The organism is Streptomyces sp. NPDC048481 (assembly GCF_043200075.1).
In the GTDB taxonomy this organism is placed as follows: domain Bacteria; phylum Actinomycetota; class Actinomycetes; order Streptomycetales; family Streptomycetaceae; genus Streptomyces.
This window is the reverse complement of record NZ_JBICXC010000007.1, coordinates 216,494-232,115: the sequence shown is the minus strand read 5'-3', so window position 1 is coordinate 232,115 and position 15,622 is coordinate 216,494. Positions and strand designations below refer to the sequence as shown.

Genomic DNA, 15,622 nt, shown 5'->3' with positions numbered 1-15,622 from the left:
GCCCCGGCCTGGTCTCCCGCGCCCGGGGCGCGGACACCGGGCCGCACGCAGGGCCCCGCGGCCGAGCCGCGTGACGACTTCCGCCCCGGCCCCGCGTGGGATCCCGCGGCGCCCGTGCGGCAGCCCGACTTCACCATCGCCCCGCCGCCCGCTCCGGAACCCGTACGGCGGCCCGACCCGGTCGCTGGGCAGGCCGACGGGCCCGATCCCGCCCTGTCCTGGAGCGCCCCGATGACCCCCGGCGGCGCCCCCGGGGCCACCCGGCCCGTGGTCACGTTCGCCCGGCCCGAGGGCTACACGCCCCGCATCTCCGGTCTGCGCGCCCCCGGCCTGCGCCTTCTCGGCCGCCGCGGCCGCACGGCCGCGGCCGCCGCCTGTTTCGTCCTCGGGCTGGGCCTCATCGGCGGCGCGGCGACCGGCAGTTGGCTGGTCGGCGGCTCGGGGGAGAACGCCGAGAGCAGCGCGTACACGGCCGCGGGCGGCCTGTGGCACAACGTGCCCGTGGACCAGCTCTTCCCGCCCACCGTGGACGGGCAGGGCGCGGGCCCCGGCGGCGCCGACCGCACCTGGACGCGGATCGCCGTAGCCCCGGACAGCGGCTGCGCCCGCGCCTTCGACCCGCTGCTTCTCAAGGTGCTCGCCCCGGTCGGCTGCCAACGCCTGCTGCGCGCCACCTACACCGACGCCACCCAGAGCTACGTGACCACCGTCGGCCTGCTGTTCACCACCGCGGACGCCGCCGCGATGCGCGCGCTCGACGCCCGGTTCGCCAAGGAGGGCCTGGCGCAGCGGGCGGACCTGATGCCACGCCCGTACGCGGCCAAGGGCACCGCGGCCGCCGGCTTCGGCGACCGGCAGCGCGCCTCGTGGACGGTGTCGGTCCTCACCGACGCACCCGTCGTCGTCTACGCCGTCTCCGGTTGGGCCGACGGCCGGACCGTCGACACCCCGCAGCCCGCCCCCCGGGCCACCGCGACCGGCGCCACCACAGCCCCCGCCCAGGCCGGCCTCGGCAACGAGGCCCAGGGCCTCGCCGACCGTGTCGAGCGCGGCCTGCGCAAGACCGCCGCCACGCCCTCGGAGCAGCCCTCATGAGCACCCCCAGGACCCCTGGCGCCCCGACGGCCCGCACGCCCCGCGCACCCCGTACGGCGCGCACGTCCCGCAGGGCCGGGCTCCTGAGCTGCCTCCTCGCCGCCGCCGTCCTCCTGACGCCCGCCTCCACCGCCCACGCCGACGGCATCCGGGCCCAGCAGTGGGCCCTGGACGCCCTGCACATCCAGCAGGTGTGGCAGACCACCAAGGGCCGTGGCATCACCGTCGCCGTCCTGGACACCGGCGTCGAGGCCGACCACCCCGACCTCGCCGGCAACGTCCTGGCCGGCCGGGACATGGTGGGCTTCGGGGCCCGTCCGGGTGAGCGCGCCTGGGCCCGCCACGGCACCGCGATGGCCGGCATCATCGCCGGTCACGGGCATGGCGAGGGGAACGACGACGGAGTGCTCGGCGTCGCGCCCGAGGCGAAGATCCTCCCCGTCCGCGTGATCCTGGAGGACGGCGACCCGCAGCGCACCAAGGCCCGCAACACCCGCGGCAACGCTCTCGCCGAGGGCATCCGCTGGGCCGCCGACCAGGGCGCCGACGTCATCAACCTCTCCCTGGGCGACGACTCCGTCTCCGCCCACCCCGAGCCCGCCGAGGACGAGGCCGTCCAGTACGCCCTGAAGAGGGGTTCGGTCGTGGTGGCCTCGGCCGGCAACGGCGGCGAGAAGGGCGACCACATCTCCTACCCGGCCGCCTACCCGGGCGTCATCGCCGCGACGGCCGTCGACCGCTACGGCACCCGCGCCTCGTTCTCCACCCGCCGCTGGTACGCGACCGTGAGCGCGCCGGGCGTCGACGTCGTCATCGCGGACCCGGACCACAAGTACTACCAGGGCTGGGGGACCAGCGCCGCCTCCGCGTTCGTCTCGGGAGCCGTCGCGCTCGTCAAGGCCGCCCACCCCGGTCTGACGCCGGCGCAGATCAAGGAACTCCTGGAGGACACGGCCCGCAACGCCCCTGCGGGCGGCCGCGACGACTCCCGCGGCTACGGCTTCATCGACCCGGCCGCCGCGCTCAGGGCGGCCGCCTCCCTCACCCCCCAGGGCCTCCGGTCCGCCGCCTACGGCGAGCGGTACTTCGGCTCCGGCCCCGACCGGGCGAAGGCCGGCGACGACGCCGCCGGCTGGGCCGGTCCGCTCGCGGGCGGCGCGGGCGGGGTGCTGCTGCTGACGGCGGTCGTCCTGTGGCGCGGCCGCCGCGGGCGCGACGGGCGGCCCGGCGCCCCCGGCCCCCACGAGCCCTACGAGCCGTACGAGGCCCTCTGACGGCCGGATGCGGTTGCGGACGCGGACGCCGACGTCGATGCCGTGCCCTCGGCCCGTCCGGCGCTCACGCCCCCGGTGAAGACCGACACCGCCGCCCTCGCCGCGGCCTCGACCAGCGCGATGCCGTCCGCCTGCGTCGCGCTGCCGTTCGACAGCACGGCCACCGCGTAGTCGCGGCCCCCGGCGCTCACCCGGCCGATGCTGTCGACGACCCACAGCCCGGTCGTGCTGCGCGGCAGCCAGCCGTTCTTCAGCGCCCACGCGGACCCGTCGGCCGCGGCCGAGACGCCCCAGTCCTGGCCTGCCGCGATCTTCCCCATCAGCGTCCGCAGATACGTCCGCGAGGCCTCGCCCAGCACCGAACCGTTCCCGAACACCTGCCGCAGCAACGTCAGTTGGTCGACGGCTGTGGTCCGGGTGAGCCCCCACAGCGCGCCCGCGCCGCCCTCGGTGCCGGTCAGCCCGAGCCGCTCGTTCGCGGCGTCGAGGCCCCCGGCCCCGCCGATGGCCCGCCACAGCGCAGAGGCGGCGTCGTTGTCACTGGTCTCGATCATGGCCGTCGCGTACGTCTTCTCGGCCGCCGTGAGACGACGGCCCTCGTCCTGGGCCCGCAGCAGCAGCGCGGCCAGGATGTCCGCCTTGACGATCGACGCCGTCTCGAAGACGCCCCCGCCGTACGCGGCGCGTTCGCCGGACGCCAGGTCGAGCACGGCCACGGACACCGCCGCCGACCCGGGCACGGTCACCGGCCCCATGGCCGACGCCAGCAGCGCGTCACGGTCCTCCCCGGCAGCCGCCGCCTCGGTCCCCACCGCCGCCTCCCCGGTCCCGTCCGCCGACGTCGACGCCGAAGGCGTCGCGGAGGACGACGATACGACCGCCCGGCCGCCCGAGTGGGCCGGCGCCGTCACACAGACCGTGCCGCCGGCCGCGACGCCCAGCACGGCGGCCGCGGCGAGCGCGAGGGGCAGGACAGGGCGGCGCCGGGCGGGACGAGCGCGGCGGCCGCGACGTGCTCCGCGGGATTCCATGGCCGTGATGCTCGGGGCGACGGCTGTGCGGGCCGTGGGACCGGCGTGAGAGCGGGGTCAGGAGAGCCTGAGAATCCCGTGAACGGCCCCGGCCCCGGCGCCGTGACCCGGGCCCCGCACCGCCTCGCCGGCGGGTCCCGATAGGGTCGACGACCGTGGCGAACAAGAACATTCCCGACCCCGGCTTCTCCGACGACGACGGCTCCGCCGACCCCCGGCTGAGCGCGGCGCTCGCCGCCTGGGCCGAGGACCGCACCGCCGTGGGCCCGGTGCTGGCGGCCCTCAAGGGCGCCCGGCTCCTCGTCCCCGTCGTGGCCGTGCTGGGCGAGGTCGAGGAGGACGAGAACGGGCTGCGCCGCGAGAAGACCAGCGACATGGCGGTCCCCACCCTCAAGGCGGGCCCGCGCACCGCGCTGCCCGCCTTCACCTCCACCGACTCCCTCGCCCGCTGGGATCCCGAGGCCCGCCCGGTCGCCGTCCCGCTGCACCAGGCGCTCCAGGCGGCCGCGCACGAGAAGGCCGACACCGTCGTCCTCGACCTGGCCGGGCCGGTGGCCTTCGAACTGACCGGGCCCGCCCTGCTGGCGCTCGCCGAGGGCCGCACCTCCGCCGATCCGCTCGCCGACCCCGCGGTCGTCGCGGCGGTCCGGGCCGCCGTGGCCGCCGAACCGGAGGTCCTCAGCGCCCACCTCGGACCCGGCGAGGCCGACGGCACCCTCGCCCTCGTCCTCGACCCCGCGGTCGTCCCCGCCGAGACGGCACGAGCCGTGGCCCGTCGCCTCGCGGCCGACGAAACGCTGAGGGCCCGCCTGGTGGGCGGCCTCGACCTGGCAGTGCTGCCGGCCGGGACGACGCCCCCGGGCGAGCCCCTGTACGTGAAGAGCGACGACGCGAAGCGCGACGGCGCGAACAGCTGACGTGTCTCGGAGAGCCGAACAGCGGAGAGCCGAACCGCGGAGAGTCGATCCGCGGGGAACGACTCAGCCGTAGACCGGGCCCGTGTACTTCTCGCCCGGGCCCTGGCCCGGCTCGTCCGGGACGACCGACGCCTCGCGGAACGCCAGCTGGAGCGACTTCAGGCCGTCGCGCAGCGGGGCCGCGTGGAAGGAGCTGATCTCGGTCGCGGACGCGTCGAGCAGCCCGGCGAGGGCCGTGACCAGCTTGCGGGCCTCGTCCAGGTCCTTGTACGCGTCGCCCTCCTCGGTGAGCCCGAGCTTCACGGCCGCGGCGCTCATCAGGTTGACGGCGACCGTGACGATCACCTCGACGGCGGGGACCTCGGCGATGTCGCGGGTCATCTCGTCGAAGTCGGGGGCGGCGGGCGTCCCGGCGGAGCCGGAGGGGGAGGTGTCACTCATGCAGGACACGATAGGCGCAGGCCGCGCCGGGTCCGGTGGCGAGGCTCGATTGGCCGTTCGCGGCGGGGGCTGGTAATCTCGGTGAACGACCGGTCGGACACGCGTGCCCCTCAGCAGGCGGGCCCGGCCCACAAGTGGAGACTCCGAGCTCCCACCCGACCGCCCCTTGGGACGGCGGGTCACCCCGGTCAGGCGGCCCCCATCGTTCCGTACGGACGATGGAGTCGCCCGGTAGCGCGCCCCGCGATCCTTGCGGCGGTGCTCCGGTAGTGCTTGGAGCCCCGCAATGTGATTGTCGGGGCATTTTTTGTGCTTCGACGTGGTTATAAAACTATCGAACACAGACGTTACGCGGCCGTCCGCCAGACTGCCGTGTGGTGCTACCGAGGAGGATCCATCAGCACCGAGCCCCGCATCAACGACCGGATTCGCGTTCCCGAAGTGCGACTTGTCGGTCCCAGTGGCGAGCAGGTCGGCATCGTGCCGCTGGCCAAGGCCCTGGAGCTTGCGCAGGAGTACGACCTCGACCTGGTCGAGGTGGCGGCGAGCGCACGCCCGCCGGTCTGCAAGCTCATGGACTACGGGAAGTTCAAGTACGAGTCGGCCATGAAGGCCCGTGAGGCGCGCAAGAACCAGGCGCACACGGTCATCAAGGAAATGAAGCTCCGGCCGAAGATCGACCCGCACGACTACGACACCAAAAAGGGTCACGTCGTCCGGTTCCTCAAGGCGGGCGACAAGGTCAAGATCACGATCATGTTCCGTGGTCGCGAGCAGTCCCGGCCGGAGCTCGGCTTCCGACTTCTGCAGCGTCTCGCGTCGGACGTGGAGGACCTCGGCTTCATCGAGTCGAACCCGAAGCAGGACGGCCGGAACATGATCATGGTTCTCGGTCCGCACAAGAAGAAGACCGAGGCCATGGCCGAGGCCCGGCAGGCGCAGGAGGCCCGCAAGGCCGAGGCGAAGGCCAACCCCGGCCGCTCGCAGAACGCCGCGGACGCCGACGCCGTGAACGCCGACGGCGACGTCGAGGCCGCGGCGGCTGACGCCGAGGCCCCTGCCGAGGCTTCCGCCGAGGCGTGATCCGAGGGACGCGAGTCCCGCGGACATAACCGATACCAGCGACGTTCCACCGTGCCCGGTTTCACGACCGGGCACCGGAACGCCACCGACGAGGAGAGAACGGCGCTATGCCGAAGAACAAGTCGCACAGCGGTGCCAGCAAGCGCTTCAAGATCACCGGCTCCGGCAAGGTGCTCCGCGAGCGCGCCGGCAAGCGCCACCTGCTCGAGCACAAGTCGTCCCGCGTGACGCGCCGCCTCACCGGCAACGCCGAGATGGCCCCGGGCGACGCCGCGAAGATCAAGAAGCTTCTCGGCAAGTGACGTCGGGCGCGAACTTCGCGCCCGACCTCTGAGACCGGGACCCAATCGTTTCCGGGCCGTGTGAGTCCCACCACGGCCCCGCTACAAGGAGTTAACAAGTGGCACGCGTCAAGCGGGCAGTCAACGCCCACAAGAAGCGCCGGGCGATCCTCGAGGCGGCCTCCGGCTACCGCGGTCAGCGTTCGCGCCTGTACCGCAAGGCCAAGGAGCAGGTCACCCACTCGCTGGTCTACAACTACAACGACCGCAAGAAGCGCAAGGGCGACTTCCGTCAGCTGTGGATCCAGCGCATCAACGCTGCGGCCCGCCAGAACGGCATGACGTACAACCGCCTCATCCAGGGTCTGAAGGCCGCGAACATCGAGGTCGACCGCAAGATCCTCGCCGAGCTGGCCGTGAACGACGCCACCGCGTTCGCCGCGCTGGTCGAGGTCGCGCAGAAGGCCCTCCCCGCGGACGTGAACGCGCCCAAGGCCGCGTGACGCCCCGCCGGCTCTAGGCCGACGTGAGCGAAGGACCCGCAGGTTTCGGCCTGCGGGTCCTTTTGCTGCCGAGGCCCGCCGCCTCCGCCTCCCCGGGGTCGCGCAGCCGCCCCCGACGCCCAGCCGGCCGCCCTGACACCGAAGGTGAACCACATGCCCTCCGCCACCCCCGAGCTGATCTCCCCCCGCTCCCCCCGCGTCCTGGCCGCGCGGCGGCTGGCCCGGCGGAACTTCCGGGGCAAGGAGCGGCTGTTCCTCGCCGAGGGGCCGCAGGCCGTCCGGGAGGCCGCGGCGCACCGCGCCGGCGGACAGGCCACCCTCGTCGAGCTGTTCGCCACCGTGGAGGCCGCCGAACGCTACGCCGACGTCCTCGCCGGCGCCCGCTCCGCCGGCGCCCGGATCCACCTCGCCGCCGAGCAGGTCATCGAGGACGTCTCCACCACCGTCACGCCCCAGGGACTCGTCGGGATCTGCCGGTTCATCGACGTGCCCTTCGAGCGCGTCCTCGCCGCCCGGCCCCGGCTCGTCGCCGTCCTCGCCCACGTCCGCGACCCCGGCAACGCCGGCACCGTCCTGCGGTGCGCCGACGCCGCCGGCGCCGACGCCGTGGTGCTGACCGACGCCTCCGTCGACCTCTACAACCCCAAGGCCGTCCGCGCCTCCGTCGGCTCCCACTTCCATCTGCCCGTCGCCGTCGGCGTCCCCGTCGAACAGGCCGTCGCCGGGCTCCGCGACGCCGGCGTGCGCGTCCTCGCCGCGGACGGCGCGGGGGACGACGACCTCGACGCCGAACTCGACGCCGGCGCCATGGGCGGCCCCACCGCCTGGGTCTTCGGCAACGAGGCCTGGGGACTTCCCGAGGAGACCCGCGCGCTCGCCGACGCCGTCGTGCGCGTCCCGATCCACGGAAAGGCCGAGAGCCTGAACCTCGCGACCGCCGCCGCCGTATGTCTCTACGCGTCGGCCCGTGCACAGCGCGCCTCCGGAGGGTGCCGCTCCGTGACCGACAGCTAGTAGGGTGACGAGTTCGCGGGCCTCTTCCGGGAGGACGGGAGGTGGGGTACGGGGATGAGTGTCGGCACGACCAGGGCACCGGGAGCGGCCGGGCCGGCCGGTGACCTCGCGGGGCTCGGCATCGACCCCGACGACCTGCCCGACGGGCTCGTCGTCGCCGACGAGAACGGCCGCGTGATCTGCTTCAACGCCGCCGCCCGGCGCATCACCGCCGTCGCCGCCGAGGACGCCCTCGGACAGCGCCTCGACAAGGCCCTGCCGCTGGAGGACCTGGAAGGCCGCCGCTGGTGGCAGCTGACCGACCCCTACGGCGGCCTCGCCATCCGCGTCGGCCAGCCCGAACGCAACCTCCTCCTGCCCGGCGGCCGCGAAGTCCTCGTCTCCGCCCGCTACGTCCGCGACGAGCCCACCGGCCCCGTCCGCCGGGTCGTCGTCTCGGTCCGCGACACCGAGGCCCGCCGCCGCACCGAACGCAGCCACGCCGAGCTGATCGCCACCGTCGCCCACGAACTGCGCTCCCCGCTCACCTCCGTCAAGGGCTTCACCGCCACTCTGCTCGCCAAGTGGTCGCGGTTCACCGACGACCAGAAACGGCTCATGCTGGAGACCGTCGACGCCGACGCGGACCGCGTCACCCGCCTCATCGCCGAACTGCTCGACATCTCGCGCATCGACTCCGGACGGCTGGAGGTGCGCCGTCAGCCTGTGGACATGGGCGCGGCCGTGGGACGGCACATCCAGGCCTACGTCGCCGCCGGACAGCCCGCCGACCGGTTCCTGCTGCGCATCGAGCAGCCGCTGCCCGCCCTGTGGGCCGACCCCGACAAGGTGGACCAGGTCCTCAGCAACCTCCTCGAAAACGCGGTGCGCCACGGCGAGGGAACCGTCACCATTGACGTCACGCCCGCCGCGTCCCCCCGGGAAGGGGAGGACACCGGCACATCGGTCACCGTGAGCGACGAGGGCGCAGGCATCCCGGAGGAGTCCATGAACCGCGTCTTCACCCGCTTCTGGCGGGGCAGCAAGCGCGGCGGCACCGGCCTCGGGCTGTACATCGTCAAGGGCATCGTCGAAGCCCACGGCGGCGCCATCACGGTCGGCCGCGCCCCCGGAGGCGGCGCGGAGTTCCGATTTACCCTGCCCGTGGCGACCCCGGCCTACCTCACCTGAGAGCCGGCCGGGCAGCCGCGGGCGCAGCGGTACACCCTCACCCCGTTAGACTCGGCCTTTGGCACCCTTGTGTCCCATGGACGGCCCTCTGACCTCTGCGTGAGTCGATGACGGGGACCTTCAGCCAGACAATCGGAAGCACGGGAAGAGATGTCGGCACCGAATAAGTCGTACGACCCGGTAGAGGTCGAGGCCTTGAAACCGAAAGAGATCGAGCGCATGCGGGACGAGGCGCTCGCCGCCTTCGCCGCCGCGGACTCGCTCGACGCGCTCCAGGAGGCCAAGGTCGCCCACACCGGCGGCACCTCCCCGCTCGCCCTCGCCAACCGCGAGATCGGCGCCCTGCCCCCGCACGCCAAGGCCGCCGCCGGCAAACTCGTCGGCCAGGCCCGCGGCGCCGTGAACAAGGGCCTCGCCGCCCGCCAGGAGGAGCTGGAGGCCGAGCGCGACGCACGGGTGCTGGTCGAGGAGGCGGTGGACGTCACGCTGCCCCACGACCGGATCCCGGCCGGCGCCCGCCACCCGCTCACCACGCTCTCCGAGCGCATCGAGGACGTCTTCGTGGCCATGGGCTACGAGGTCGCCGAGGGCCCGCAGGTCGAGGCCGAGTGGTTCAACTTCGACGCCCTCAACATCGGCCCGGACCACCCGGCCCGCGGCGAGGCCGACACGTTCTTCGTGCAGGGCCCGCAGGGCGGCACCGAGTCCGGCGTCGTGCTGCGCACCCACACCTCGCCGGTCCAGATCCGCTCGCTGCTCGACCGCGAGCTGCCGGTGTACGTGATCTGCCCCGGTCGCGTGTACCGCACCGACGAGCTGGACGCCACGCACACCCCGGTCTTCCACCAGGTCGAGCTGCTCGCCGTGGACGAGGGCCTGACCATGGCCGACCTCAAGGGCACGATGGACCACATGGTCCAGTCGCTGTTCGGCGAGGGCATGAAGACCCGGCTGCGGCCGAACTTCTTCCCGTTCACCGAGCCGTCCGCCGAGATGGACATGGTGTGCTACGTCTGCCGCGGCGAGTCCGTCGGCAACCCCGACCGCCCCTGCCGCACCTGCTCCAGCGAGGGCTGGATCGAGCTGGGCGGCTGCGGCATGGTCAACCCCAAGGTGCTGGCCGCCTGCGGCGTCGACCCCGAGAAGTACAGCGGGTTCGCCTTCGGGTTCGGCATCGAGCGGATGCTGATGTTCCGCCACAACGTCGAAGACATGCGAGACATGGTCGAGGGTGACGTCCGGTTCACCCGGCCGTTCGGGATGGAGATCTGATGCGGGTCCCGCTTTCCTGGCTGCGGGAGTACGTCGACCTGCCGGCCACCGAGACCGGCCGCGACGTGCAGGCCAAGCTGGTGTCGGCCGGCCTCGAGGTCGAGACCGTCGAGCACCTCGGAGCCGACCTCAAGGGTCCGCTCGTCGTCGGTCAGGTACTGACCATCGAGGAGCTCGAGGGCTTCAAGAAGCCGATCCGCTTCTGCACCGTCGACGTCGGCACGGCCAACGGCACCGGTGAGCCCCAGGAGATCGTCTGCGGCGCCCGCAACTTCGCCGTCGGCGACAAGGTCGTCGTGGTCCTCCCGGGCGCGGTCCTGCCCGGCGGCTTCGCCATCGCCGCGCGCAAGACGTACGGCAAGACCTCCCACGGCATGATCTGCTCCAGCGACGAGCTGGGCATGGGCGACGACGGCACCAAGGGCATCATCGTGCTGCCGCCGGAGACCGAGGTCGGCAAGGACGCCATCGAGCTCCTCGAACTGGTCGACGAGGTCCTGGACATCGCCGTCACCGCCAACCGCGGCGACTGCCTGTCCATCCGCGGCGTCGCCCGCGAGACCGCCATCGCCTACGGTCTGGCGCTGCGCGACCCGGCACTGCTCGACGTTCCCGCGCCGAACGCCTTCGGCTACCCGGTGCAGATCTCCGAGCCGATGGGCTGCGACCGCTTCACCGCCCGCACCGTCACCGGCCTGAGCCCCGAGGCGCGCTCCCCGATCTGGCTGAAGCGCCGGCTTCAGAAGGTCGGCATGCGTCCCATCTCGCTCGCCGTCGACGTCACCAACTACGTGATGACGGAGCTGGGCCAGCCGCTGCACGCCTACGACCGCAACCTGGTCCAGGGCGCCATCGGGGTGCGCCGGGCCGCCGAGGGCGAGCAGATCGTCACCCTCGACGGCGTCACCCGCAAGCTGCACGCCGAGGACCTCGTCATCACCGACGACCGCGGTCCCATCGGCCTCGCCGGCGTCATGGGCGGCGCCAACACCGAGATCGCCGACCACGACGACCTCGAGAGCCCGACGACCGACGTGGTCATCGAGGCCGCGCACTTCAACGCGGTGTCGATCGCGCGCACGGCCCGTCGCCACAAGCTGTCCTCCGAGGCGTCCCGGCGCTTCGAGCGCGGCGTCGACCCGCAGGCCGCCGCAGCGGCGGCGCAGCGCACGGTGGACCTGCTGGTGCTCCTCGCGGGCGGCACCGCCGACGCCGGCGTCACGGAGATCGTCGCCCCCTCCGCGCCGCACACGATCAGCGTCCCGGCCGACCACCCGGACAAGGTCGCCGGCGTGGTCTACGGCCGCGAGACGGTGGTGCGCCGCCTCCAGGAGATCGGCTGCGACGTGTACGGGCAGGACGAGCTGATCGTCACCGTGCCGTCCTGGCGGCCCGACCTCACCGAGGTCAACGACCTGGCGGAGGAGGTCATCCGGCTGGAGGGCTACGAGAACCTGCCCTCCACGCTGCCCAAGCCGCCCTCGGGCCGCGGGCTCACCCACCGCCAGCGGCTGCACCGCCGCGTCGGGCGCGCGCTGGCCGGGGCGGGCTACGTCGAGGCGCCGAACTACCCGTTCGTCAGCGAGCAGGTCTTCGACCAGCTGGGCCTGGACGCCGACGACCCGGCCCGCCGCGTCGTGAAGCTCACCAACCCGCTCAACGACGAGGAGCCCGCGTTGCGCACGTCGCTGCTGCCGGGCCTGCTGGGCGCGCTGCGGCGCAACGACGGCCGCGGCTCGCACGACCTGGCGCTCTTCGAGACCGGCCTGGTCTTCCTCCCGCGCGAGGAGCAGGGCGTCGCCGGGCACCTGCCCGTCGACCGCCGTCCCACCGACGAGGAGCTGGCGTCGCTGAACGCCGTGCTGCCCGAGCAGCCGCGCCATGTCGCCGTCGTCCTCGCGGGCGCCCGCGAGCAGGCCGGCTGGTGGGGCAAGGGCCGTCCCGCGACCTGGGCCGACGCGATCGAGGCCGGGCGCACGGTCGCCCGCGAGGCCGGCGTCGAACCGGTCGTCCGCAACGGCCGCTACGGTCCGTGGCACCCCGGGCGCTGTGCCGAGTTCGTCGTGACCGCCGACGGCGCCGAGCGGGTCGTCGGCCACGCGGGCGAGCTGCACCCCCGCGTGCTGAAGGCCCTCGGTCTGCCCGCGCGCACCTGCGCCATGGAGCTGGACCTGGACGTCCTGGAGCAGGTCGGCGACGACACGCCCCAGGCGCCGAGCATCTCCACGTTCCCCGTGGCCACGCAGGACGTCGCCCTCGTCGTCGACCGGCTCGTGCCGCACGCCGACGTCGAGGCCGCGCTGCGCGAGGGGGCGGGCGAACTGCTGGAGGACATCCGGCTGTTCGACGTCTACGAGAACGCGGAGCAGCTCGGCGAGGCGAAGAAGTCGCTGGCGTACGCGCTGCGCTTTCGCGCGGGGGACCGGACGCTGACCGTCGACGAGGCGTCGGCCGCACGTGATGCGGCGGTCGCCCTGGCGGGGGAGCGGACCGGAGCGGCCCTGCGGGGCTGAGCCCGGGTTTCTGCGCAGTTCCCCGCGCCCCTGAGGGGGTGCGGGGCTGCGCCCCTGCACCCCGGTGGGTGTTGTGTTGTGGCTGCCGGCCGGTGGGGGCTGGTCGCGCAGTTCCCCGCGCCCCTGAGAGGGCTGCTGGGGCTGCGCCCCTGCGCCCTCCCCACCCGGCCTTCGGTCGTGTTCTGTGTGCCGGCCGGTGGGGGTTGTTCGCGCAGTTCCCCGCGCCCCTGAGGGGGTGCGGTTCTGCGGTCGGCTTGGGGTTTGTTGTCGGAGGGGTCAGGTGCGACCCCCTAGGGGCGCGGGGAACTGCGCGACCGGCCACAGCGGACCCCGCACATGTCCACGCACCCGACACCTCAGGGCACAGGTTCACGTACCCGGGACCTGACTCTTCGCCGGATGCGCGGAGCGCGCAGCGCGCCGCCGGGCCGTCGCTTTTCGAGGGGGAGCCGACGGCCCGGCGAACCTCTTGCGAGGCGCTCCAGTCAACCGGGCGCGGGTGCGTCGTGGCAGCGTGCACGGCCCGTGGACGTGGGCTTTGCATTCACACCCCGTGTGAAGTCGGACCCACTAGTCTGACGGCACGAGGCACGGCACCGGGGGGCACCCATGCAGCCCAACACTCTGCTCGACGCGATCCTCGACGAGGCGGGCGTCTCGCACGCGGGCCTCGCCGCCCACGTCAACCAGGCCGGACGGGCCCGCGGCCTCGCCCTGCGGTACGAGCACACGGCGGTGGCCCGCTGGCTGAAGGGCCAGCGCCCGCGCGGCCAGGTGCCCGACCTCATCTGCGAGGTGCTCGCGGTGCGGCTGCACCGGCCGGTCACCCTCGACGACATCGGCCTCGGCGTGCCGGGCGAGCCGTCCACCCCGCACGGCGCCTCGCTCTCCGGCTTCGTCGAGCGGGCCACCGCCCTGTGGCGCTCGGACGAGCAGCAGCGCCCGCACCTCCTGGGCGCGCCCGCCGTCACCGGCACGCCGGCCGTGATGCCGGTGTGGGAGTGGGAGAACCCGCCGGAGGACGTGGACGTCTCGCGCGGCGGCCGGCACCGGGTGACCTCGGCGGACATCGAGATGCTGCGCGCCGCGCGCGCCCACTACGAGCAGATGTACCGCAAGGCGGGCGGCATCGCGACCCGCAGCCGTGTCGTCGGTTTCCTGAACGCCGAGACCGCGCCCCTGCTGCGGGGCAGCTACACGGACGAGACGGGACGTCAACTGCACCGCGCGACCGGCGGGTTGGTGGCGGTCGCGGGGATCTGCGCCTACGACTCCGACGCGCACGGCCTCGCCCAGCGCTACTTCCACCAGGCGCTCAGGCTGGCGAAGGCCAGCGGTGACCGAGGGCTGGGCGCGTACGTCATCGCCCTGCTGGTGAACCAGTCGCTGTTCATGCGGGAGTACCGGCAGGCCGTGGCGTTCGCGGAGGCGGCGCTGCGGGCGGCGGGCAAGCACATCACGCCCGCTCTCGCCTCGGACCTGTACGCGATGCAGGCGAAGGCGTACGCGCACCTCGGAGACGGCACGAGCGCCCTGTCGTGCATCCGGCGGGCCGAGACCGCCGCCGACCGTATCCGGCGTGGGCACGAGCCCGACGAGACCGGCTATGTCCAGCCCGGTCTGGTCAACGTCCAGGTGGCGGAGGCGCTGCTCAGCCTCGGCGATCTCACCGCGGCCGCCGAGCACGCGACGGCCGCCGTGGGCACCCCGGCGCACGACCGCGGCCGGGTGCACCGGCTGGCCATGCTCAGCACGATCGAGCTGCGCCAGGGCAACGCGGACAAGGCGGTGGTGACCGCGGTGCGGATGGCCGAGCAGGCGCGCGGGATGGAGTCCCAGCGGCTGCGCGACCGGCTCCGGGCGGTGCGCGAGCACCTCGTGCGCAGCGACTGCGCGGGCACGGCCGAGGCGGCCGAACTCATCGACGGGGCGCTGCGCGTCCCGCTGTAGGCGGGGCGTCGCGGGACGCCCGCATCTCCCGGCGGCCGAAGAGGCGCAGGCCCGGCGTCCGCGCCGACGCCGCACGGTTCCTGCTGCGATATTGCCACTTACTCGACGGAAGGTGGCAGAACCGTGCAGTGGACAAAACAGAACGAACAAACTGTGTATGAAAACCGCTGGTTCAGCGTCAACCTGGCAGATGTGGAGCTGCCCGACGGCCGGCACCTGGACCACTTCCTCATACGGCTGCGGCCCGTCGCCGTGGCGACCGTCGTCAACGACGCCAACGAGGTCCTCCTGCTGTGGCGGCACCGCTTCATCACCGACAGCTGGGGCTGGGAGCTGGCCGCGGGCGTGGTGGAGGACGGCGAGGACGTCGCCCGGGCGGCCGCCCGGGAACTGGAGGAGGAGACCGGCTGGCGGCCGGGGCCCCTGCGTCACCTGATGAGCGTGGAGCCGTCCAACGGGCTCACCGACGCCGTCCACCACATCTACTGGTCGGACGAGGCGCGGTACACGGGGCACCCCGTGGACGACTTCGAGTCGGACCGCAGGGAATGGGTCTCCCTCAAGCTCGTCCCCGATCTGGTCGCCCGGGGGGAGGTCCCGGCCGCCAACATGGCGGCCGCGTTGATGCTGCTGCGTCACATGAGGCTCGGCTGAACCCGCCGGGCAGGAGGCGCGGACGGCGCACCGGCCCTCGTGGACGCTAGCGTCCGAACGCCTGCCAGACCGTCACGGCCAGCGCGCCGACGGCGGTGAGCGCGGCCACGGCCGGCAGCGGCCAGCGTGCGTGCTCCAACGCCCCGACGCGGGTGCTCAGTTCGTCGAGCTCCTTGGCGGTCTCCTCGGTGCGGTGCGTCAGCAGGGCCAGACCGCCCTCGACGCGGGCGTACGCCACGTCGAGGCGGCGCCGTAACTCCGCGAGTTCTCCATGGACGACGGGATGCCCGGAATCGGTGGTCACGTGTCCGCTCCTTTCCGTGGTCGTCTCACATCCCTTGCATGCGCATGATGAGTCAACCCGCCCGGCGGGCACCGGGGGAGAGTGTGCGTGCGGCATATGCGGACCCGGTGCGCACACGGC

Annotated in this window: 15 protein-coding genes; 12 read left to right on the top strand and 3 right to left on the bottom strand. The window is 73.5% G+C overall.

Annotation, left to right across the window (positions count from 1 at the left end; all coding sequences use genetic code 11):
- Positions 1-114: 114 nt before the first annotated feature.
- Both ACGFSH_RS22470 and mycP read left to right on the top strand, forming a co-directional pair.
- Positions 115-1,095: a hypothetical protein gene (locus ACGFSH_RS22470; RefSeq protein ID WP_393351283.1), complete on the top strand. Its 981-nt coding sequence runs from the start codon at positions 115-117 to the stop codon at positions 1,093-1,095.
- Positions 1,092-2,369, top strand: coding sequence for a type VII secretion-associated serine protease mycosin (gene mycP, locus ACGFSH_RS22465; protein WP_393351282.1), 1,278 nt, complete (start codon positions 1,092-1,094; stop codon positions 2,367-2,369). Before ACGFSH_RS22470 ends, mycP begins: the two co-directional genes overlap by 4 nt.
- Here mycP and ACGFSH_RS22460 read toward each other — a convergent pair.
- Positions 2,345-3,400 (bottom strand): serine hydrolase, encoded by a 1,056-nt coding sequence (locus ACGFSH_RS22460; RefSeq protein ID WP_393351279.1) that lies wholly within the window; start codon positions 3,398-3,400, stop codon positions 2,345-2,347. The two genes, mycP and ACGFSH_RS22460, sit on opposite strands and share 25 nt — an antisense overlap.
- Positions 3,401-3,555: 155 nt before the next feature.
- Between ACGFSH_RS22460 and ACGFSH_RS22455 the strand changes: the two genes are divergently transcribed.
- A complete protein-coding gene (locus ACGFSH_RS22455; protein WP_393351278.1) occupies positions 3,556-4,317 on the top strand; it encodes an SseB family protein in 762 nt (253 codons plus the stop codon).
- Between the two features lie 63 nt (positions 4,318-4,380).
- On the opposite strand, the gene ACGFSH_RS22450 is transcribed toward ACGFSH_RS22455, so the two are convergent.
- On the bottom strand, positions 4,381-4,758 hold the full coding sequence (locus ACGFSH_RS22450) for a DUF1844 domain-containing protein (protein WP_393351276.1): 378 nt from the start codon (positions 4,756-4,758) through the stop codon (positions 4,381-4,383).
- A gap of 372 nt (positions 4,759-5,130) precedes the next feature.
- On the opposite strand from ACGFSH_RS22450, the gene infC reads away from it, so the two are divergent.
- The 9 genes from infC to ACGFSH_RS22405 all read left to right on the top strand — a co-directional run bounded on the left by infC (position 5,131) and on the right by ACGFSH_RS22405 (position 15,198).
- On the top strand, positions 5,131-5,841 hold the full coding sequence (gene infC / locus ACGFSH_RS22445) for a translation initiation factor IF-3 (RefSeq protein ID WP_393351639.1): 711 nt from the start codon (positions 5,131-5,133) through the stop codon (positions 5,839-5,841).
- Positions 5,842-5,948: 107 nt separating this feature from the next.
- On the top strand, positions 5,949-6,143 hold the full coding sequence (rpmI, locus tag ACGFSH_RS22440) for a 50S ribosomal protein L35 (protein ID WP_003977225.1): 195 nt from the start codon (positions 5,949-5,951) through the stop codon (positions 6,141-6,143).
- A gap of 98 nt (positions 6,144-6,241) precedes the next feature.
- Positions 6,242-6,625, top strand: coding sequence for a 50S ribosomal protein L20 (gene rplT / locus ACGFSH_RS22435; RefSeq protein ID WP_057580434.1), 384 nt, complete (start codon positions 6,242-6,244; stop codon positions 6,623-6,625).
- A 153-nt stretch (positions 6,626-6,778) separates the two neighbouring features.
- The gene (locus tag ACGFSH_RS22430) at positions 6,779-7,639 is read left to right on the top strand and encodes a TrmH family RNA methyltransferase (protein ID WP_393351274.1); all 861 of its coding nucleotides are present in this window, start codon (positions 6,779-6,781) and stop codon (positions 7,637-7,639) included.
- Positions 7,640-7,693: 54 nt separating this feature from the next.
- On the top strand, positions 7,694-8,809 hold the full coding sequence (locus ACGFSH_RS22425) for an ATP-binding protein (protein ID WP_393351273.1): 1,116 nt from the start codon (positions 7,694-7,696) through the stop codon (positions 8,807-8,809).
- A gap of 150 nt (positions 8,810-8,959) precedes the next feature.
- Positions 8,960-10,081: a phenylalanine--tRNA ligase subunit alpha gene (pheS, locus tag ACGFSH_RS22420; RefSeq protein WP_393351271.1), complete on the top strand. Its 1,122-nt coding sequence runs from the start codon at positions 8,960-8,962 to the stop codon at positions 10,079-10,081.
- On the top strand, positions 10,081-12,594 hold the full coding sequence (gene pheT / locus ACGFSH_RS22415) for a phenylalanine--tRNA ligase subunit beta (RefSeq protein ID WP_393351269.1): 2,514 nt from the start codon (positions 10,081-10,083) through the stop codon (positions 12,592-12,594). The genes pheS and pheT overlap by 1 nt, the downstream gene beginning before the upstream one ends.
- Before the next feature lie 609 nt (positions 12,595-13,203).
- On the top strand, positions 13,204-14,544 hold the full coding sequence (locus ACGFSH_RS22410; RefSeq protein WP_393351266.1) for a transcriptional regulator: 1,341 nt from the start codon (positions 13,204-13,206) through the stop codon (positions 14,542-14,544).
- A 123-nt stretch (positions 14,545-14,667) separates the two neighbouring features.
- The gene (locus ACGFSH_RS22405; protein ID WP_393351264.1) at positions 14,668-15,198 is read left to right on the top strand and encodes an NUDIX hydrolase; all 531 of its coding nucleotides are present in this window, start codon (positions 14,668-14,670) and stop codon (positions 15,196-15,198) included.
- Positions 15,199-15,244: 46 nt separating this feature from the next.
- On the opposite strand, the gene ACGFSH_RS22400 is transcribed toward ACGFSH_RS22405, so the two are convergent.
- A complete protein-coding gene (locus ACGFSH_RS22400; protein WP_393351261.1) occupies positions 15,245-15,502 on the bottom strand; it encodes a hypothetical protein in 258 nt (85 codons plus the stop codon).
- Positions 15,503-15,622 lie beyond the last annotated feature (120 nt).